The following is a 21,413-nucleotide window of genomic DNA, read 5'->3' on the forward strand; positions in this document are numbered from 1 at the left end:
ATGAAAGAAATTCGCGCCTACGTGCAGCCGCACAAGCTCAGCCAGATCACGATGGCATTACTGGAAATACCGGGTTTTCCGGGAATGTCGATCATGGATTGCGAAGGCTTCGGCCGCGAGCGCACTGAGCACAGCCAAGATTACAAGCCGTTTCTGTTGAAAAAGCGTCTAGAGATTTTCGCGCCGGACGACTTGGTGGAGATTATTTTCGAAACCATCCTGCGCACGGCCCATAGCGGGCATCATGGCGACGGGAAGGTGTATATTCTGGACGTGCTGGAAGGCGGCCGCGTCAGCAGCGGCGAACGGGATAAGGATTTGGGCTGAAGCCGAGGAACACGAGCTCACTGCCACAGACGGCTATTTTCCTTGATACGGTTACTGGTCGATCACGGTTTGCACGAATCGACTCCGAACAAGTAGTGGACATTTATTACAAACTGCGCCTGCTGCCGTCCGCCTGGATGACCCTGGATTACCAGCACATTGCCAATCCGGCCTATAACGCGGACCGCGGACCGGTTGATGTCTATGGCGTCAGAGCGCATTTTGAGTTCTAGGCAACACTTTAGGAGTTCCCATGCCCCCCTCTTTAAAGCATCTAAGCATTTGTCTGCTGTTACTGCTTACTCCGCACATTAGCGTCGCGGAACAATCTTTGGCAATTGGCGAGGGTGAACGCCTGCTGGTGCTGGCGCCGCATCCGGACGACGAAAGTTTGAGTGCGGCCGGCCTGATTCAACAAGTATTGCAAAACGGCGGCACAGTGCGCAGCTCGGTCGTCACCGCCGGCGATGCTTACGTCGGCGCGGTGATGCTGGACAGCGGGAAGCGCAACCCGTCGGCAGCGGATTATCTGGACTTTGGCGAAAAGCGGCTGGAAGAGTCGCGGCGCGCGGCTCAGCTACTCGGCAATGGCTTTATCCATCTGGATTTACTCGGGTTCTCGGATGGCAGTATCTACTCAGCGTTAATCTCGCATTGGCGGCGCAACCAGCCGATGCGCTCCGAATATACCGGCTTTGACCACGTCCCCTACCGGGAAGCGGAAGACCGCGGACTGGCCCAAGACGGCCAAGATCTACTCAACGAGCTGGTAGCCATTCTGCGCGACACCAAGCCGACGATCATCGCCTTCCCGGATGTGATGGAAAACGATTCCGACCATGCCGGCTTGGGTATGTTTACGCTGCTGGCCGTCCATCAGTGGCTATTGGAAACCCCGACACCGCGCCCACAACCCAAATTACTGGCCTATCTGATTCATTGGCAACACGGCTGGCCGACCGGCTCTAATTGGGGCATTGCGCAGGACTGGAGCGATCAACCGCTGGTATTGCCCGCTGACTTGCCGCTGCGCGGCCATAGCCGGGCTTGCGTCAATCTATCGCCCGCGCAAATCAACTTAAAGCGGGCTGCGCTGGCCGAATACAAAACCCAGCAACGCATCATGGGCGATTTTTTGTCGGCCTTCGTGCGCAGCAGCGAGTGCTTTACCCTACTCAAGCCCAACGACGGCAACCGTATCGAACAGGTTTTGGCGCATTGGCGGCAGGTACGCAAGACATTTGATAATCATCCCTTGAGTCGGCGTAAAATTTGAAAGGATCTGCCCGCAAACTGGCGCTGCGCTTGGCCGTCAACAACCTGAGATCTCGAATATGCTAAAACTTTTGCTACGTCCGGTCATTTTCGTCACGATCGTGATGAGCATATTGGTGATAGGCGAACTGCTGGCCATTGGCCGCCTGACCTGGCGCAATCATCAACGCATCCAGACCATAGAAACCGACATCGGCAAAGGCCACCACCTGGAAGAAACAATCTTCGAGTTGCTGGAGCTGCAATCGCAATTGGCCTTGCATCGCAGCAACCCTGATCTGTCCGCCGAACACCTGAATGACATACAAGATCGACTGCTGGATTTACTGCAAGCCCACAACAACGGCACTGATTTCACGGTCTCGGTCGATTTGAACACCCTGCAAGCCAAATTCGCCGCCGCCAGCAACGGCGATCCGCAGGCGCTGATCGATTCCGTGAATATGATCCGGCAAGTCCTGGATCGGCAAACCAACGAAGAAGAGAAAATGCTGATCGGCGTTGAGGACGACAGCCAGTTGGAACTGCAACTAGCGGTCATTTTGCCGCTGCTGCTGTTTTGGATCGGCCATTATTTTTTTCGCAACAATGTGTTAGAGCCGCTGGATGCGCTACGCGATTTATTGTCCGGCCTGGCGGAAGGCGTGAAGCAGCCGATCACGCGCGAAACGGCTGATCCGATTTTGCGGGACTTGTTCGACCGCTACAATCACTTGGTCGAGCACTTGATCGAACTGGAACAGGAGCATCTGCATTACACCAATCGTCTGGAGCAGCAAGTGCGGCAGACCAGTCACGCTTTACTCGAACAAAGCCAGCGCCTAGCCAAAGCCGAGCGCTTGGCGGCCTTGACCGAAATGGCCGCCAGCACCGCCCACGAATTGCGCAATCCGCTGGCGATTATTCAATTTGCGCTGGAAAATTTGCTGTCCGAAGCCATCGACCCCGATCTGCGCCAGCGTATCGGTCTATTGCATAGCGAAGTGCAACGCTTGACCAACCACCTTAACGACCTGCTGAGCTCGGCGCGCCATGGCAATAAAATTGCCCAGCCTACCGATGTGAATGCAGTCGTCAACGACTTGATCACGCTATTCAAATACCAGGCCACCGATAAAATCCAATTTACGGTGCAGGGCAAAGCCGACAGTTCCTTGATGCTGCCGGAAATCGAATTCCGCCAAGCCCTGTTAAATTTGCTGCAAAACGCTGTGCAGGCCATCGGCACCCGCAACGGTAGCGTAGCGGTGCATATTGCCCAAGACGCCCAGCGCCTGTCGCTGACGGTAATTGATAGCGGCGACGGCTTCGATGAGGCCTTTTTGCGGCAAGGCATTCGTCCGTTTGTCAGCTTGAAGGAAAAAGGCAGTGGCTTGGGGCTGGTGATGGTGCAGCGCTTCGCCAAAGATCTGGGCGGCCAGCTCAAACTGGACAACGATGCTGCCGGCCACGGCCGGGTCAGCCTGAGCTTACCTTTGACTTGAAACGACACACCCGCACAAATTCCAGCAATGCGCCGGCGAATACCCGTCAATCGCATACAATGCCGTAACTCGCAAACCAGCCATAACCATGATGACCAATACCCTGTTAATTATTGAAGATGAAGCCCTGTTAGCCTCCGAATTGGCGCGTTACTTTAGCAAGGGTGGCTGGGAAGTCAGTATTGCCCATTCCCTGCAACAAGCCGAACAGTTTCTCAGCGGACAAGCGCTGGACCCGCTGGTGGTGTTATCGGACATGAACCTGCCGGACGGCAACGCCCTGGATTTGCTGGAGAAACTCAAACCGGAAATCGGCAGCAGCGAATGGGTGTTTCTGACCGGCTACGGCAGCGTCGCCGATTCGGTGCGCGCGGTGCGCCTGGGCGCTTACGACTTTATCGAAAAACCCTGCTCGCTGGACCGCTTGAATCTGTTAGTGGAAGGCGCCGCCCGCAGCGCCCGCGCCCAACGCCGCCTGGAGCAGCAAACCGCGTCGCAGAACCATCAATACAGCATCGACAGCTTGATCGGCTCCAGCCCGGCCATGAACCAGCTGCGGGCCATGCTGAAACAAATCGCCAACGTCCCGTTCTCCAGCCTGATCGTCAGCGGCGAAACCGGCACCGGCAAAGGCATGATCGCCCGAATTCTGCACTATTCCGGCAGCCGCGCCGCCGCGCCCTTGGTGGAAATCAACTGCGCCGCCCTGCCGCGGGAACTGCTGGAAGCCGAATTATTCGGCTACGAAGCCGGCGCTTTTACCGGCGCCAAAAAGCGCCATCGCGGCTTGTTCGAACAGGCGCACACCGGCACGCTATTTCTGGATGAAATCGGCGAAATGGATCTGGATTTGCAAAGCAAGCTGTTAAAAGCCGTGGAAGATCTACGCATCCGCCGGGTTGGCGGCGAAGCGGAGATCAGCATCGACGTACAAATCATCGCCGCCACCAACCTGGACCTGGTGGAAAAAGTGGCCGAAGGCTTGTTCCGCCGCGATTTGTATCATCGCTTAAACGTCATCAACATCCGCATGCCGGCCCTCCGCGAACATAAGCAGGACCTGGATCAATTGGTGCCGCAATTCATCGCCGAATGCAATCGCAAATCGGCCAAGTCGGTCAGCCACATTCCGGAGCAAGCCTGGCAGATGCTGAAAAGCTACGATTGGCCCGGCAATATCCGCGAGCTGCACAATGTGCTGGAGCGCTGCGTGTTGTTGTCCAACGATCATAATTTGCCGGTGGAATGGTTGCAGCTACAAGCCCCGCAAGCGACGACGGCCACACACAACGCCAAAGTCAATCAGGAAGGCGTGTTCATTCCGCTGGACGGCAGCATCAGTCTGCACGAAATGGAAAAATTCATCATCCAGGAAGCGCTAAACCGTAATGACGCCAACGTCACCGGCGCGGCGCGCATGCTCGGCACGACTCGGGAAACTCTGCGCTACCGGGTGCAGAAGTATCATTTGAAGTGTAAATTTTGAGCAGAGCTGGTGCGGGTTGGCTAATACGGGAGAGATTTTATCTCGGGCAAAAAAATGCGCCCTGCCTGTCCGAAGAACTTCGACCAAACAGAGCGCCACGTCCACACATGAGAACAGGTAGGAGTAACAACACAATCTAAGTAGAGCAAGGTTGATGCCAAATAGCCTATTCCTTGATTTTTATGGACTTATGCGAATGGCAGCCGATAAAACGCCGGGAGATTTGCACCAGATACAACCAAAATCCGGCTGTTTTGCACCAGGATGGCTCAATTGGCGTGTCCACACCGATGGCTGCGTTCACCAAGCTCAGCATTCGACAAATTTGTGGGGCGTTCTCGCTCAGAACTCAACGATTGCACAAAATTACGCCAATCAACGAGCCCCCGGCGAGAATGCTCGAGTTATTTTGGAGAACCGTGGAGCAAAAGACTCGACGCATTTAGAAGAAACCCCAGTATAACCAAGCGGGGTTTCCCGCCGACGAATTCAAACCACCAAGCGGCCAAAGCCGGATATCTGGCGCTCGAATGTTCAACCCGCGCAGCTACAAAAATCGAGTCCGGCCTACCGAATTCTTTTAGGGCGCATCAGCGATAGCGCCATGCGCCGAATGATTTAACACCAACAGACGGCCCATGACGGATACGTCTATTAACCCCTTACGGCCTTGTTCTGAAACTTACCCCGGAGTCCACCCATGAGAAAATTAATTTTTGGTACATTACTGGCCGCCATCACCCAACTTAGCTACGCCAAGCCTCCAGAAGCCCGCTCCCTGCCGCTGGAGCAGATCAGTATCGAACACATCGATCTTCAAGGCCAAGTCCGAACCTGGAAACTCAATAAAGTGTGTATCGACCAGCAAGCTTACCTGCTGCTGATGAAAGGTTTGACCGAACCGATCAGTATCTCGCCGTCCTTCAAAGACGGGAAACCGGAGCAATGCCGAGTCGCAGACTAAAGCCGGAAACGCTTACGATTATTCCTGCCTATGGTTTTATCGGGGTGGTTTTCTTCGCGTATGCCGTGCCGAGCATCGGAGCTTTTGAACGAGCAAATCAGCAAGATAGCCGACTTGCATGCGTAGGACCCGAAGTTTTGTAGGGCGCATTAGCGATAGCGTCATGCGCCGAATGATTGAAAGCCAACATACGGCGCAATACGGCTACGCCTATTGACGCCCTACGAATTGCGCCTTTCGGCCTTACCGTGAAACCGGGACGGTATTCATCCCGTATGCCGCGCCGAGCACCGGAGCTTTTGGACGGATCAGCCCGCTAGGGGCGCCGCAGGGATGCGGCGCGTTGCCGAAGGGGCAAGGAAGCCCCTTTCGGCAACCCCCGTTCAAAAGCGAGGAGCGCAGGGAATAAGCGGCATCCGGGTGTCTTTTCTTTTGGATACTTTTCTTTGGACAAGCAAAGAAAAGTATCTCGGCTGTCGGGCCGAGACCCGACATTAAAATAGGTCGTGGCAATTCAACACGATGTAAACGATCAAGCGACCGATGCGCTTCACTTTGTTCAGCACATCCTATAGCCCTACAAAGTGTTGTTAAGAATTTTCTCCCCCGTAAATCGGAAACCTTTGCTTTAGCCGCTCTACAGTTGATCTCCACTTCGTCGCAGTTGGTTTGCAAACGGTATTTTGATTTCCAAACATACCAACTTCTTGAATGGCGTTGCCCAAATCTTTGGTTTCTAACCATTGAACGGGGACGAAGTACTCACACTTTTCTTCGTCTTCAACGAACTCTCGGTGATAGCTACCTGCGACTAGAACCTCCAGAGCGGGCCTTTCACCCTCAGGAGTGATAAGCGAAAATTGTGATGCGGGAACCGCCTCGTTTAAAACGCGACCAACACCAACAAAACCAGCACCAGGCACTTTGACCCACACGCGATCCCCTGGGGACAAAAGTTGAAGCGTTCGGCTATACCAAGCACCTCCTCCGCCACAAATAAATCCGTATTTCCTGGCCTCGTTCCAAGACCGAACCTCTCCGTGCCCATACGAGCAATAAAACTCTCCGTTCCACGGCTCGGAGTCATTTGCGCTAGGTTTCGATGCAACCGACTGGGTTTCAACAGGGTCAAGCAGCCAAGTTCGGCTGATAATCTTCTCATCTCCGTGCGCAAAAACTTGGAAGAACAAAACGTTAATAGATATTGAACGATCATTTAGGTAGGCAACAATCCGTTCCGTGCTTGAATCAAGCTCTGCGGCTACGATGATAATTTGATGACTCTGATTCAGTTCATTTTCATCGAGCTTTCGTTGGAACTTTTTCTCGAAATCTTCAGCAAGATCACTTCCTGATGAAAATCTTCGATAAATTTCGACGATCTTTTCAGGCTCAAGCTTCTCGACCCATGATGCGTAATCCAGCGCTTGGGCTACGACCTCCCGGGGCGTTTTTTCTCGCTTTAGCTCAATGAGCACTAACGAGGCATCTGGCGCAATAGCAAGAAGGTCTAGAGGTTGGTTGTTGTAAGTTCGTTCCTGTTGCCCAATAAGCAACCACTCATCAGAAAGCATCCTGGGTTCCTGGACAATCATCTCCTCCAGTAGCTTCTCGGTGTCCAAACGCGCTTCATCCAAAATTTCTGGCTTTTTCCCGACCTTCCATAAATGTGTTTTAACCGGCATGAAGTATCACCCAACAAATGAATAAATGTTGCCGTATATCATTTTACTAAATTACTCACACCACCAACCTAGGCACCGCAGCCAACAACCTCTGCGTATAAGCATGCTCCGGCGCCCCACAAACCTTCGCAGTTAAACCTTCCTCAACAATCTTCCCCTTATACATCACCACCGTCCGATCACTCAGATACTCCACCACCCCAATGTTATGCGTGATAAACAACAAAGTCAGATTCCGCCGCCGGCGAATATCCAGCAGTAATTGCAGAATTTCCGCCTGCACCGACACGTCCAGCGCGCTGGTAATCTCGTCGCACACCACAAACTCCGGATTTAAAGCCAAAGCCCGCGCCAGACCGATGCGTTGCCGTTGGCCGCCGGAAAATTCGTGCGGGTAACGCCACAGCGATTCGCGGCTGAGTTGCATGTCTTCCAACAGTTGTCCGGCCAGTTCGATACGCTGTTCCTGATTGACACCGATGCCATGCACTTTCATCGGTTCGGTCAGTGTGGTTTCCACCAGCAAACGCGGGTTTAATGACGATTGCGGGTCTTGAAAGGCAATCTGCATCTTGCGCCGCAGCGGCCTGAGTTCCCGCGCAGACAAGCCGGTGAGTTCCTGGCCGTCGATTCGAATACTGCCGGCCGTCGGTAATTCCAGTTGCAACACCGCCCGGCCCAAGGTGGTTTTGCCGCAGCCAGACTCGCCGACCAAAGCAACGATTTCGCCGCGCGGAATATCCAGCGATACCTCGTCTACCGCCTTGACGTAATCGACGGTTTGCCGGAACAAACCTTTTTTGATGGGGAACCAGACTTTCAGGTCACGGATTTGCAGCAAGGGTTGTTCATCTGCACTTGGCGGCGCGCCGAGCGTATTGGCCAGCCAAACAGACTGCTTAGACTTTCCACGTAAACCGGCGCGCGTCAGTACCGACAGCAGTTTTTTATCGCTGTCACTCAGGCTTTCGTCGTCGACTGGGTCTGGGTCTTGATCTTGCGCAGGCTCGACAACCGGCTTGGCCAGATTTTCCGGCACCGCAGCCAGCAATTGTTGGGTGTAGGGATGCTGAGGGTTCCGTAGTACGGATTTACACGTGCCGACTTCCACCAGTTTGCCTTGCTGCATCACCCCCACCCAATGCGCCATTTGCGCCACAACGCCGAAATCGTGGGTGATGAACAGCATGCTCATGCCGGTGTCGTCCTGAAGTTTGCGCATCAGGCGCAAAATCTCAGCTTGCACCGTCACATCCAGCGCCGTGGTCGGCTCGTCGGCGATCAGCAATTGTGGCTGGCAGGCCAGCGCCATAGCGATCATCACTCGCTGGCGCTGGCCACCGGATAACTGATGCGGATAGTCGCGAAAGCGGCTGGCGGCGTTGGGAATTTGCACCTGCTCCAAGGCCTTGATAGTCCGCTCGGTGGCTTCGGCGTCGTCCATATCGGGATGATGCAATTGCAGAGCCTCGGTGATTTGCTCGCCGATGCTCATCACCGGGTTCAAGGAGGTCATCGGCTCCTGGAAAATCATGGCGATTTTTAAGCCGCGCACGGCGCGAATTCCCGGATCGTCCAGGGTTAACAAGTCCTGCCCGTTCAGCAAAATCTCGCCGCTGGGGTGCGAGGCCACACCGTCCGGCAATAAGCGAATCACCGACAAGGCGCTAACCGATTTGCCGCTGCCGGATTCACCGACCAAGCAAAAGGTTTCGCCTTTGGGGATGCTGAAACTGATGTCGTCCACCGCCCGCACTTCGCCGCCGCCAGACCTTAAATAAGTACGCAGATTGCGCACTTTCAACAAGGCTTGGTTCATGATTTGACCCCGGCCTTATCCGACAAACGCGGGTCAATCGCGTCCCGAAACGCTTCGCCGATCAGGTTGTAGGCAAACACCGTCATGAAGATAGAGCCACCGGGGAATACCGCCATCCACCAGTTAAACGTGGAGGATTTGACGGCCTGATCCAGCATCGCCCCCCAGGATGGCGCATCGACCACGCCCAAGCCCAGGAAGCTTAAAGTCGCTTCCGACAGAATCGCTCCGGCCACCCCAAAGCTGACCGCTACCAATAGCGGCGCGACGCCGTTAGGCAACATATGCCGGAACAAGATCGAGCTTAAGGGCAAACCACTGGCGACCGCCGCTTGCACGTAATCTTGTTTGCGCAGTTTCAAAAACTCCTGGCGCACATAGCGGGCATAGCCGGACCAGCCGGTGACGCCGATAATCACCATCATCATGTATAAACTGCGGCCAAAGAAGGCCACGAAAGTTAGCAATAAAAACAGCGTCGGAATGTCTTCGAAGATCTCCACCAGCCGCATGCCCAACATATCGACGATACCAGAAAAATAGCCCATCAAGCCGCCGACCACGATACCGATAGCCAAAGCAATGCCGGAGGCGATTAGGCCGATACTCAAGGAAATTCTGCAGGCATGAATCATCCGGCTTAACACGTCCGCGCCGTTTTCTTCCGTGCCCATTAAATGCGTATGGCCTTCAGTAGCGAACGGTGCTTCCAGGCCCTTGCTGCCCAAATCGCGTAAATAATCGACCGGCGCATAGGGGATGGGCGGCATGATTTTCCAGTCCACTTGCGTGTAAGCTGTGCTGCGGAAATCGTCGTAGATCACCAAGGCCGGTGGTTTGACGAACATATTCACCGCTAAGGCAGCTAAGGCGCTGCCCAGTAAAAATAGCAAAATCTGCTTGCCGCCAGCAAGGCTAAGCCGATAAACCGCCAAAGCGACAAAAAAGCTGGCCAAAATCCAGGCATCTTCGACGCTGAGGTACTCCAACACCGGCGCGGAAATCACGCCATCTTTACTCATCAGCAGCGGCATGGAGTTGGCCAGAAACGGCGCAAATACCGCACAAAACACTAACAGCGCCACCCAGCCCAAGCCAAATTTGACGCCTACGCCGGCCAGGGTTTTGCGCCAGATACGCGCAGAAAAAGATTCGCGACTGATCGCGGGCTTAGTCATAACTCACCCGTGGATCGGCCAGGGTGTAACAGAAATCGGCAATCAAATAACCAATCAGGGTCAGAAAACCACTGATCCAGGTAATCGAGAGCACTAACTCGCGGTCGCGGCCTTTCACCGCTTCCACCGCCAATTGACCCATACCGTTGATGCTGAATATATTTTCTACGATCAAGGAGCCGGCCAACAAACTGGGCAGCAAACCGGCAGAGACGGTGATCAAGGGCAACAAACTATTTCGGAACACGTGTTTCCAGAGTACGTCGTTCTCAGCTAGACCTTTGGCGCGCGCGGTGCGGGCGTAATCGGCATGTAGATTTTCCAGAATCGAGGTGCGGGTCAATTTGGTCAGCGCGGCAAAACCGCCGTAAGACAAACAGATCACCGGCAAAATCAAATGCCAGATTCTATCCAACAAGAAACCTCTGACAAAGCCGCCCGCCTCCCAATGCGGCAGAAACGGCATATCCTGCGCTTCCAGACTACTGATGCCGGCGGTGGGGAACCATTGAAAATGCTGGATGTTGGCAAAAAAACCTAGCAGCAACACCCCGGCCAGCATGGTCGGAATCGACCACAATGCCAGCATCGACATACCCGCGCCGACATCGAAGGCGCTGCCGCGCTGGGTAGCGGCCTTCATGCCCACCATGATGGCGATGATATAGGTAAGCGGCAACGTGACTAGATTTAACAGTAAGGTGATCGGAATCCGTTCGGCCAAAATGTCCGACACCGGCCGACCGTATTGAAAGCTGGTGCCCAGATCCATGCCCTTGCTAAACGAAAACTCGCCGCGCTGGCCCTGGGCGTCGGTAATAAAGCCGATTGGTGAGACATTATTCAGCCAACGCAGATATTGCACCGGTGCCGGTTTATCCAGGCCATAGCGTTTGTTGTAATAATCCAGCAGAGCCTGCTTTTCCTGCGGCTTCATGTCCATGCCGCCAATCAAGGTCTGCGCGCTGATGCCGCCCGGAGACATGGCCATCACGCTAAACACCAGTATGGTAATCCCCAACAAGGTGGGGATCATCAACAGCAAGCGCCGCAGGAGATAGGTCAGCATCGGCGAATCCTTGCCCTATTGGCTGTATTTTTGCTGCGCCAGCGGCACGTAGTTTTCCAGCGGCAAGGAGCCGAAGTTCAAGCCCAGTTTGGTCATTTGCAGATTATGGACACGCTTGTCGACAAACAACAGGCTCTTGCGGCGCATCAAAAAGGTATAGGGCTGGTCTTCGTAAAGAATGCGCTCGGCCTGCTGCCAAAGCGGCATGCGTTTGCTTTCATCGACAGTGCGGCGAGCATCGTCGATTAACTTATCCAAAGCCGGATTTTTATAATTGACGTAGTTATCGCCTTTGCTGACGGCTTGCGAGCTATGGAAGATTTGGTACAAATCGGTCTCGATGCCGCTGGTCCAACCCAGGGTAATCGCGTCGAAATCTTTTTTATCCAGATTTTCCAACATCACCGGCCATTCCTGCGGGGTTGGAATCAGCTTGACGCCGGCGCGGGCGTAGAGATCTTTCAATAAAAGTACCATGCGTTTGGTGTCTTCGTTGGCTTGAAAGTAGGTCAGTTTAAATTCAAAGGGTGCACCGGCCTTATCTTCCAATACGCCGTCGCCATTTTTATCCTGATAACCGGCATCGTTCAGCAAGGCTTTGGCTTTATCCAAATCGGCTTGATATGGCTGTAAGGCCACATCATGCTGTTTGCTGGTTTTACTGAACGGACTGACCGCAGGCTCGGCGTCCAGCATCACATCCTTTATTACCCGGCTGACGTCGGTCAGATAAGTCATGGCTTGGCGCACGCGCTTGTCGGCAAAACGGGTTGGCTTGCCGCCGCGTTCCTGGTTCCAGCCGATGTAGCTATAGCCGACGACCGGCGGCATGTACTCGAAGTTTTGGCTCTTGGCCTGGATTTGCGGGTCTTTTTTCAGCTCTTGGTATTCGACGGGCCGCGCTGAGTAAGAGTCGATATCGCCATTGCGAAAGGTGGTTAAGCGGGCACTATCGTTTTGGATAATTTTCCAGAGAATGCGATGGTAAGACGGTTGCACGTCGCCCCAATAACGCTCGTTGCGGACCAGTTCGATATTGCCCTTGTCCGGCGTCCAGTTTTTCGGATCGTTTAATCGATAAGGACCACTACCCAATAACAAACCTTTGGACTCGTTGAATTTTTGCGGCTCTTTTAAATACGGTTCGTAAAAATGCTTGGGCATGATGCCGATGCCACCGGCCAAGGACAGCGCTTCGAAGTACGGCTCTTTGAAGGTAAATACCACTTCGTACTTGCCGTTGGCTGTGACGCTTTTGATCTTTTCCAGATAGGCGCGTTCGCGCGGCGCCTGGATGGCGTCGGTCATGATGAAATTGAAACTGAAAACCACGTCGTCGGCGGTCAGCGGTTGGCCGTCCGAGAAATTCACGTCCTCCCGCATCCGGAAGGTAATCACCAGTCCGTCTTCGCTGATGGTCCAATCTTTTGCCACCAGCCCCGCCCACTCCAAAGTATCGGGGTTGCGGGTGATCAGGCTCTCCAGCACATAACTTTGTAAATTGGAGGCGTAGGCATCACTGGACACCAGCGGCGTGATGGTTTTTAGGTTGGTCCCAAAGGCTTCGACGCTCCAGTCGCCCTGGGCATAATCCGGCTGGCGACTGGCGGCATAAGCGCGTTGAAACGCTTGGGCAACTTCGCCGCTTGAAGTCGAATTTGCTGGGGCGTTTGCGGCAAGCGCGCCTGAGGCGATCGCCCCACGCAGTTCGCGCATATCCTTGGCCTGCTCAGACAGCGCGGTTTGCATCTCGCTCAATTTCAGCCATTGCCGGTCGATTTGATACATGGCCAACACGATCAGCACAATGGTCAAGCTGAGCAGCGAATAGAGAATCCAGTCTCGGGTAGTGGATGGTGTTTGCATGTGTCCAGTGTTTCGCAAAAATTAAACAGAAACTTGAGCGACGCTTTTGCTTGATGTCCAGAGCCATCTGAATCGCTTCTGGAGCTTATCGATAACACAGCCTTTGCAAAAACGCCAGGTGTCCTTACTTTTTAACCCGGTGGGTCGCCGCCGCGCTAGCCACCGGGATACATCTTTATAGCAAATTGGTGATTGGTGCCTCGGGGTTGACGTCGGCATCGTAATCCACGCCGTCCACCTCGAAACCAAACAACTTGAGAAACTCGTGTTTGTAACCGGCAAAATCGCTCAACTCGTTGATATTGTCATTATTGATTTGTTCCCACAAAGCGTTGACCTTGTCTTGCACTTGCGGTTGCAGTTCTTTTAAATCAGCGCGCAGGCGACCGGTATCGTCCAGAATGGGATTGGCGCCGTAAAGACTATCGCGGAACAAGCCATTGACCTGCTCGATGCAGCCTTCGTGAGTGCCCTCTGCCTTCATGGTTTTGAACAGCAAGGCCAAATACAAAGGCATGACCGGAATCGCCGCGCTGGCTTGAGTGACTACGGCTTTGAGTACCGACACCCTGGCGTCGCCACCCAATACTGCCAATTTATTGCGAATATCGATCACACGTTTGTCCAGATCTTTTTTGGCCGCACCGATGGTGCCGTCCCAATAAATATCCCAGGTGATTTTTTCACCCAAATAAGTGTATGCGGTGGTTTTAGCACCTTCCGCCAAGACGCCGGCGTCGGCTAGCGCATCGATCCACATTTGCCAGTCTTCACCGCCCATCACGGCCACTGTGTTGTCGATTTCTTCTTGAGTCGCAGCGGGCAAGGTGAAGGACTTTATGACTTCTTTATCGGTATCGATACCGTTTTGCACCAAATCCTTGCCTATCGGTTTCAACGTAGAATTATGCGTGACCCCGGTTTTTGGATGCGTACGGCGCGGGGCGGCCAAGCTGTATATCACCAGATCGACTTTACCCAAATCCTGTTTGATCGTCTCTATGGCTTTTTGTTTGATCTCGTCGGAAAAGGCGTCGCCATTTATGCTTTTGGCATATAGGCCTTCGGCTTCGGCGAATTTATGAAACGCCGCGGAATTGTACCAACCGGGAGTACCCGGCTTATCGGCCGTACCCTCGCGCTCAAAAAACACACCCAGGGTTTTCGCACCGGCACCGAAAGCCGAGACAATCCGAGATGCCAGACCGTAACCGGTAGAAGCGCCCAAAATCAGCACATTCTTTGGACCATTAGCGATTGCGCCGAAACTTTTGACGTAGTCGATCTGCTGTTTGACATTGGCTTCGCAGCCGACCGGATGGGTGGTGACGCACATAAAACCGCGTACGCGAGGTTTGATAATCATGTTGATCCTTAAATCAAGCTATTAAAAATTAAGACGAGTGTCGCTTTCGCAGCGATGTTTGTTACAAATTTTAAAGTTTATCCCATGATATGGCTGAACAGGAAAATAATATCGATGGTATCCGAAGCGAAAAATCGCCTTATTCGGCTATCCGCGACTATGTTAATAAACGTCAGCCTAAAAGCCAATGTGGGTTAAACGCTGCTAGCTATTCACGCACCGGGCAACGGTTATAGCGGGATGACCCGAAGTCTTTGCCTAGAATCCGCAACAACATCCTCTTTGCTAAGCAGCTAACCGCTTAATCAAGCAAAAAAAAGGGAGCGCTAAGCTCCCTTTTTGCAGGTCCACCTAACGGTTTACTGTTTTTGCGTATTCATAACGATCTCGGCTTTAGTCTGCAACGCATTCAATACGGCTTCCATCTGCGCCTTACCAAAGGCGGCCGAGATGTTTTTGGCAATCAAGGCTTGTTTGCTCTTGTCGCTATCCGACATGACACCCTCGTGTACATTGTTGACGCTAACCACCAATTTACCACCCTTGGCTTCGTCGATTACTGCCACGCTAGGCTGACCGGCCTTTGGTTTGGCTGTTCTAAAAATCTCTTGAGTAACAGCCGCCGGCAATTCGCTGGCAGTGCGTGTCAAGCCATTGATTTTTTTGGTCTGCAAATGCAGCGCTTCGGCGATTTGCGCGAGCGTTTTGCCGCCCGTCAATTCCTGCTTAACTTTATCGGCAGTAGCGACGGCCTGCTGTTTTGCTTTATCTTGCTGAATCGCGGCAATGACCTCAGCCTTAACTTCCTTGAGCTCTCTGCTGGCGGCAGGTTGATGCGATAACATACGCAACACCACGACTTTGTCGCCGCCAATTTCCAGCGGCTCGCTGTTGCTGCCTTTTAACACATCTTCGGAAAACGCAGCCGCCCGAACTTTTTCATCGGCAGCGATACCTTCACCCGCGGTGCGAGTAAACGCTTCGGTCTTGCTGGTCGCTCCACCCAACAGTTGAGCAACCGCAGCCAAACTATCAGGATTTTCATAACTGACTTCGGCAACTTTCTCGGCCAAGGTATTAAATTTGGCTTCGGCCTGCGCTTTTTGATAAGCCTTGCTGACTTCGGCTTTTACCGCTTCGTAAGGCTTTACGTCGCCCGGTATCAATTCGGTGACTTTAATTAAATGATAACCAAAAGCCGATTTAACGGGCTCGGAGACTTCGCCCAGTTTTAAGCTGCTTGCGGCATCTTCAAAGGCTTTCTCCATCACGCCAACATTAAATAAACCCAGGTCGCCGCCATTTTTAGCGGTTAATTTATCGTCGGACACTTCGGCGGCTAAGGCAGCGAAATCCTTGTTTTTCAAATCTTGTTTGGCTTTCAGGGCTTTTTGCAGCGCTAAATCGTCGGCCGTTTTATCCTTGTTGAACGCGAACAGAATATGGCTGATTTTTCTGCGCTCTTTCGTAGTGAATTGGACTTTTTGTTCTTCGTAGTAAGCCTTTAACTGCTCTTCGGTAGGGCTAATATCTGCGGCCAATTTATCCAATGATAATTCAACGTATTCGATAGCCACCTGCTCGGGAGTCTGATACGCATCCTGGTGCTGCTGATAATAAGCGGTAATTTCCTCTTCGCCGGGCTGTTGACTGACAGCCGTTAACGGCACGGTCAAATATTCCACATCGCGGGTTTGGTTCTGGATTTTAAAGAAGTTGTTGATTTCCGCCGGCGTGACAAAGCTGCTATCTACCACGGCTCTTTGGAATTGCTCCATCACCAAAGCTTTTTTGATGCGATTGACGAACTCGGCGGAAGACATGCCTTGCGAACCGAGCATGGTTTGGTATTGCGTCTTATCGAACTTTCCGTCTTTTTGAAAATACTCGAGAGTTTGTATGAAGTCCCTGGCCGTCTCATCGCTAACCAACAGGTTTTGATCCTGAACGTATTGCAACAACACCTCGTCGCGAACCAGCTTTTGCAAAGCCTGTTTTTTTATCGTCTCTTCGTCGAATTTCATGCCTGCCAGATTTTGCGCATATTGCTGATAGGCCTGACTGACATCCCGCTGAAAAAACTCCTTGTCTCCCACAGACACCACCGGGGCCTCTTTACCGCCGCCAAGGTAGTTTTGGATGCCCCACAATCCGAAAAGCACACAAATCAAAATCAATATGATTGATGCAAACAGACCGTGCACCTTTTCTCTAATCTCTAAAAGCATAAACGCTGTCCTTAAACAGTATTAAACCCGAATGCTTCAGGCCGTAAAATTAACAGGCAAAAAAAAACCTCGGACCATACGGCCCGAGGTTTCTGTTTTGGCGGAGCGGACGGGGCTCGAACCCGCGACCCCCGGCGTGACAGGCCGGTATTCTAACCAACTGAACTACCGCTCCAAAGTCTGGTGGGTGCTGAGGGGTTCGAACCCCCGACCCTCGCCTTGTAAGGGCGATGCTCTCCCAGCTGAGCTAAGCACCCGACTAAAGAGCGGCTAGTTTACAGCATCTTTTAAAGATTTGCCAGCTTTAAATGAAGGAATTTTCGCGGCTTTAATGGTGATCTCTTCACCGGTCTGCGGATTGCGGCCTTTACGCTCTGCTCTTTCTTTAACATCGAATGTGCCGAAGCCAACCAAGGCAACGGAATCGCCTTGTTTCAAAGCATCTTCTACTGCTTTGATAAAACCATCTAAAGCCCGCCCTGCATCAGCTTTAGTTAACTGGGACGCACTGGCGATTGCATCGATAAGTTCCGATTTATTCATTTATTTCCCCTTAGGATGTCGTTGTATTAATTATGCTCAGCAAACAAATGTTTCGATTTGTCCACTAACCGGTTTTCCACCAACCCGATTTACAGCCTCTCCTGGTGCGAGAGGTCGACATTTATATCAATCGCCTGCAAGCGATGTCAAGCACAGAAGTCCGCGGAAGCCACGACGCTGATGGTTTCCGCCGACCCGACTCAACTTTTAATGGGCAACAACACCCGGCTTTTTTACCTCTACTTTGCTGGTAGCTGTTTCAGTTATTTCTGCCACCGGGATTGCAGCAATGGGGGTGGGCATATGCTGTAGAGCCAACTCCAACACTTCATCTATCCAACGGACACACTTAATCGCCAAATTACGTTTGATATTTTCCGGGATCTCGGCGAGGTCCTTTTCGTTTTCCGCCGGAATCACCACTGTCGCAATGCCGCCGCGATGCGCAGCCAACAATTTCTCTTTCAGTCCGCCAATCGGCAGTACTTCGCCGCGCAGGGTAATCTCTCCGGTCATCGCCACATCAGCACGCACTGGGATTTTGGTCAAAGCGGAGATAATGGCGGTACACATGCCAATACCGGCACTAGGCCCGTCTTTTGGGGTCGCACCCTCCGGAACGTGAATGTGAATATCATTTTTTTGGAACACATCGCTGTCGATTCCCAAGATATTAGCTCGACTCCTGACCACCGTGACCGCCGCTTCAATCGACTCCTTCATCACATCGCCGAGCTTACCGGTCGTTTGCTGTTTGCCCTTACCCGGCATTACCGCAGTTTCAATCGTCAACAACTCACCGCCGACCTCAGTCCATGCCAAACCGGTTACTTGACCAATTTGATCGCTGTCTTCGGCCATGCCATAGCTAAAGCGTCTGACGCCGAGATACTTGTCCAGTGTTTTCTCGGTAACCGAGGTTCGACTTTTGCGGGATTTCAACAACAGGTCTTTCACGACTTTCCGGCAAATTTTCGAAATTTCCCGTTCCAGTCCGCGCACACCCGCTTCCCGCGTGTAGTACCTGATAATATCCTTGACCGCTGATTCGGAGATAGAAATTTCCGACTCTGCCAGACCGTTGTTTTTGATCTGCTTCGGAATCAAAAAGCGCATGGCGATGTTGATTTTTTCATCTTCCGTATAGCCGGCCAAACGGATTATTTCCATTCTGTCCATCAAGGCGGGCGGGATATTCATCGTATTCGCGGTAGCCACAAACATCACGTCGGATAGATCGAAATCGACTTCCAGATAATGATCCGAGAAAGTATGGTTTTGCTCCGGATCCAACACTTCCAACAACGCGGAAGCGGGATCACCGCGAAAATCTGCCGCCATCTTGTCGATCTCGTCCAGCAAGAACATGGGGTTACGGGTTTTGATTTTCGACAGATTTTGCAGAATCTTACCCGGCATCGAACCTATATAAGTACGTCTGTGCCCGCGAATTTCCGCTTCGTCTCTTACCCCGCCTAACGCCATCCGCACGTACTTGCGATTGGTGGCCCGTGCAATCGACTGGCCGAGAGAGGTTTTACCAACCCCCGGAGGACCGACCAAACACAGAATAGGCCCTTTTAACGCTTTAACACGTTGTTGCACAGCAAGGTATTCGAGTATCCGCTCTTTTACTTTATCCAGGCCGTAATGTTCGGCTTCCAACACCTCTTCGGCGACTTTTAAATCGTGCCGAACCTTGGTTTTCTTTTTCCAAGGCACGTTGACCATCCAATCGATGTAATTGCGCACAACCGTGGCTTCCGCGGACATCGGCGACATCATTTTCAGTTTATTCAACTCGGCCGTCGCCTTGGTTTTCGCTTCGGCGGACATGCCGGCCGCGGCAATTTTTCGCTCCAGTTCTTCGATCTCATTGCTGGCTTCGTCCATCTCGCCCAGCTCTTTTTGAATAGCCTTCATTTGCTCATTCAAATAATATTCGCGCTGATTTTTTTCCATCTGCTTTTTAACGCGGCCGCGAATTTTCTTTTCCATCTCCAAAATATCGACCTCACCTTCCATCAAGGTCATCAAATTTTCCAGACGTTTGGCGACATCGACCATTTCCAGCATCAGCTGTTTTTCTTCAACTTTTAAAGCCATATGCGCCGCCATCGTATCGGCCAGGCGGCTTGGGTCGTCGATACCCGCCAGCGAATTAAGCACTTCGGGCGGAATTTTATTGTTCAATTTCACATACTGATCGAATGAATTAATCGCCGTGCGCTGCAAAACCTCCGCTTCCTGTTCGGAAATATTTAATTCGTCACTCAACTCGACGACGCTGGCCGCGCAATAATTATCAACTTCTTGGTATTTTGTTACGGAGCAGCGCTGACTGCCTTCAACCAATACTTTCACCGTACCGTCCGGCAATTTCAACAGTTGTAGGATGTTGGCCAAGGTCCCGACCCTGTATAAGTCATCAAAACCCGGTTCATCGACATCGGCCTGTTTCTGGGCAATCAGCAACACTTGTTTGTCTTGTTTTATGGCGGCATCAAGGGCATCAATCGACATACCTCTACCGACAAACAATGGAATCACCATATGCGGATAGACCACCACGTCCCGTAACGGCAAGACAGGAATTAATTCATCTTTGGTTTTTAACTCGGTCATTTCATTTGCTCCCTTGAGCAGCTCAAAACATTAGATGTCATCCTATATGAGGATGAACTCCCAGAAAACAAGTATCTTTAATTTCAGGCAAAAAAAAGGGGGCTTTATTGAAAAAGCCCCCTTTTTTGGTTATTTCTTCGCGAGAGCGCGAGAAACGTTCAAAGCCCCTTATCTAAGAAGCGTCCGAAGCCACCAGCTTTTGCTCTGCTTCGTAAACCAAAATTGGCTCCGAATTACCCAAAATGACGTTTTCGTCGATGACAACTTTCGATATTTTGTCGTTGGAAGGCAGTTCGTACATCGTATCCAACAACACATTCTCGACAATTGTTCGCAAACCTCTGGCACCGGTTTTTCGTTCCATCGATTTGCGGGCAATTGCCGCTAACGAATCATCTCTAAACTCTAGCTCCGCACCTTCCATTTCAAACAAATGCTTGTACTGCTTGATCAAAGCATTTTTAGGTTGCGTCAGAATTTGAATCAGCGCGGCCTCATCCAACTCGTCCAGCGTAGCGATAACCGGCAGACGACCAACAAACTCCGGAATCAATCCGTACTTAATCAAATCCTCGGAGCGCACATCGGCAAAAATCTCGCCGACGTTGCGCTTATCGTCCTTGGTTTTAACTTCCGCCGAAAAACCGATGCCGCCCTTCTCGGTGCGATGTTTGATGACCTTATCCAAACCTGCAAAAGCCCCACCCACGATAAACAAGATATTGGCAGTATTAACTTGCAAAAAATCCTGCTGCGGGTGCTTGCGACCGCCTTGCGGCGGCACAGAAGCGACAGTGCCTTCGATAAGCTTCAGCAAGGCCTGCTGCACACCTTCCCCGGAAACGTCGCGAGTAATCGACGGATTATCGGATTTGCGAGAGATTTTATCGATTTCGTCGATATAGACGATCCCGGTCTCCGCTTTTTCCACGTCGTAATCGCATTTTTGCAAAATCTTTAAAATGATGTTTTCAACATCCTCACCGACATAACCGGCCTCGGTCAGTGTGGTGGCGTCTGCTATGGTGAAAGGCACATCCAGCAATCTGGCCAATGTTTCCGCTAACAAGGTTTTACCGGAGCCGGTAGGCCCGATCAGCAAAATATTGCTTTTCGCCAACTCAACTTCGTTCTTTTTGCTGTTGCTGCGCAAGCGCTTGTAATGATTGTAAACAGCAACGGCCAGAATTTTTTTTGCATTTTCCTGACCGATGACATAACCATCCAATTCTTGCTTGATTTCCTTCGGCTTAGGCAGCGCACCACCGGCCACGGACATTTCATCTTCCAGCAACTCATCTCTGATGATGTCGTTGCACAATTCCACACATTCGTCGCAAACATAAACGGATGGACCTGCAATCAGTTTCCTGACTTCATTTTGACTTTTACCGCAAAAAGAACAGTAAAGAAGTTTTTCATCGTCTTTACCTTTCTTGTCTCTACTCATAGACAGACTCCACCGTGATACATTACCTCGTCATGGCGATGAAATATA

General features: G+C 52.0%; 17 protein-coding genes and 2 tRNA genes. 7 read left to right on the forward strand and 12 right to left on the reverse strand.

Translation table 11 applies throughout. From position 1 onward, the window contains the following. The 7 genes from ACWAU0_RS01420 (at window position 1) to ACWAU0_RS01450 (ending at window position 5,536) form a co-directional block, all read left to right on the forward strand. The gene (locus ACWAU0_RS01420; RefSeq protein WP_458138089.1) at window positions 1-327 is read left to right on the forward strand and encodes a P-II family nitrogen regulator; all 327 of its coding nucleotides are present in this window, start codon (window positions 1-3) and stop codon (window positions 325-327) included. Between the two features lie 77 nt (window positions 328-404). After that, a complete protein-coding gene (locus ACWAU0_RS01425) occupies window positions 405-560 on the forward strand; it encodes a carbohydrate porin (RefSeq protein WP_458139187.1) in 156 nt (51 codons plus the stop codon). 20 nt (window positions 561-580) lie between these two features. Beyond that, entirely contained in the window at window positions 581-1,603 is a 1,023-nt protein-coding gene (locus tag ACWAU0_RS01430; protein WP_033157972.1) for a PIG-L deacetylase family protein, read from the forward strand. Window positions 1,604-1,661: 58 nt separating this feature from the next. Further along, entirely contained in the window at window positions 1,662-3,086 is a 1,425-nt protein-coding gene (locus tag ACWAU0_RS01435) for a sensor histidine kinase (protein WP_033157973.1), read from the forward strand. Window positions 3,087-3,177: 91 nt separating this feature from the next. Beyond that, a complete protein-coding gene (locus ACWAU0_RS01440) occupies window positions 3,178-4,572 on the forward strand; it encodes a sigma-54-dependent transcriptional regulator (RefSeq protein WP_033158012.1) in 1,395 nt (464 codons plus the stop codon). 196 nt (window positions 4,573-4,768) lie between these two features. Further along, entirely contained in the window at window positions 4,769-5,035 is a 267-nt protein-coding gene (locus tag ACWAU0_RS01445; protein WP_458138090.1) for a hypothetical protein, read from the forward strand. Window positions 5,036-5,272: 237 nt separating this feature from the next. After that, window positions 5,273-5,536, forward strand: coding sequence for a hypothetical protein (locus ACWAU0_RS01450; protein WP_205453579.1), 264 nt, complete (start codon window positions 5,273-5,275; stop codon window positions 5,534-5,536). 590 nt (window positions 5,537-6,126) lie between these two features. Here the strand turns inward: ACWAU0_RS01450 and ACWAU0_RS01455 are convergent. From ACWAU0_RS01455 to clpX, 12 genes are all read right to left on the reverse strand, one after another. Further along, window positions 6,127-7,221 carry a DUF8606 domain-containing protein gene (locus ACWAU0_RS01455; protein WP_458138091.1) on the reverse strand — a complete coding sequence of 365 codons (1,095 nt, stop codon included), beginning with the start codon at window positions 7,219-7,221 and terminating at the stop codon, window positions 6,127-6,129. Between the two features lie 55 nt (window positions 7,222-7,276). Further along, entirely contained in the window at window positions 7,277-9,040 is a 1,764-nt protein-coding gene (locus ACWAU0_RS01460) for an ABC transporter ATP-binding protein (RefSeq protein ID WP_458138092.1), read from the reverse strand. Then, window positions 9,037-10,218 carry an ABC transporter permease gene (locus ACWAU0_RS01465; protein ID WP_458138093.1) on the reverse strand — a complete coding sequence of 394 codons (1,182 nt, stop codon included), beginning with the start codon at window positions 10,216-10,218 and terminating at the stop codon, window positions 9,037-9,039. Before ACWAU0_RS01465 ends, ACWAU0_RS01460 begins: the two co-directional genes overlap by 4 nt. Beyond that, window positions 10,211-11,287, reverse strand: coding sequence for an ABC transporter permease (locus ACWAU0_RS01470; protein WP_458138094.1), 1,077 nt, complete (start codon window positions 11,285-11,287; stop codon window positions 10,211-10,213). Before ACWAU0_RS01470 ends, ACWAU0_RS01465 begins: the two co-directional genes overlap by 8 nt. 15 nt (window positions 11,288-11,302) lie before the next feature. After that, the gene (locus ACWAU0_RS01475) at window positions 11,303-13,153 is read right to left on the reverse strand and encodes a peptide-binding protein (RefSeq protein ID WP_458138095.1); all 1,851 of its coding nucleotides are present in this window, start codon (window positions 13,151-13,153) and stop codon (window positions 11,303-11,305) included. Window positions 13,154-13,328: 175 nt separating this feature from the next. Beyond that, the gene (gene fabV / locus ACWAU0_RS01480) at window positions 13,329-14,519 is read right to left on the reverse strand and encodes an enoyl-ACP reductase FabV (RefSeq protein WP_458138096.1); all 1,191 of its coding nucleotides are present in this window, start codon (window positions 14,517-14,519) and stop codon (window positions 13,329-13,331) included. Between the two features lie 359 nt (window positions 14,520-14,878). Further along, window positions 14,879-16,747, reverse strand: coding sequence for a SurA N-terminal domain-containing protein (locus ACWAU0_RS01485; RefSeq protein ID WP_458138097.1), 1,869 nt, complete (start codon window positions 16,745-16,747; stop codon window positions 14,879-14,881). Window positions 16,748-16,845: 98 nt separating this feature from the next. After that, window positions 16,846-16,922, reverse strand: a tRNA-Asp gene (locus tag ACWAU0_RS01490). Window positions 16,923-16,928: 6 nt separating this feature from the next. Continuing rightward, window positions 16,929-17,004, reverse strand: a tRNA-Val gene (locus ACWAU0_RS01495). 13 nt (window positions 17,005-17,017) lie between these two features. Continuing rightward, a complete protein-coding gene (gene hbs, locus ACWAU0_RS01500) occupies window positions 17,018-17,290 on the reverse strand; it encodes a non-specific DNA-binding protein Hbs (RefSeq protein WP_020482925.1) in 273 nt (90 codons plus the stop codon). Between the two features lie 207 nt (window positions 17,291-17,497). Next, a complete protein-coding gene (lon, locus tag ACWAU0_RS01505; RefSeq protein ID WP_458138098.1) occupies window positions 17,498-19,915 on the reverse strand; it encodes an endopeptidase La in 2,418 nt (805 codons plus the stop codon). 172 nt (window positions 19,916-20,087) lie between these two features. Further along, entirely contained in the window at window positions 20,088-21,365 is a 1,278-nt protein-coding gene (gene clpX, locus ACWAU0_RS01510) for an ATP-dependent Clp protease ATP-binding subunit ClpX (protein ID WP_020482927.1), read from the reverse strand. Between the last annotated feature and the right edge of the window lie 48 nt (window positions 21,366-21,413).

Source organism: Methylomonas sp. Uni0009, assembly GCF_054188105.3.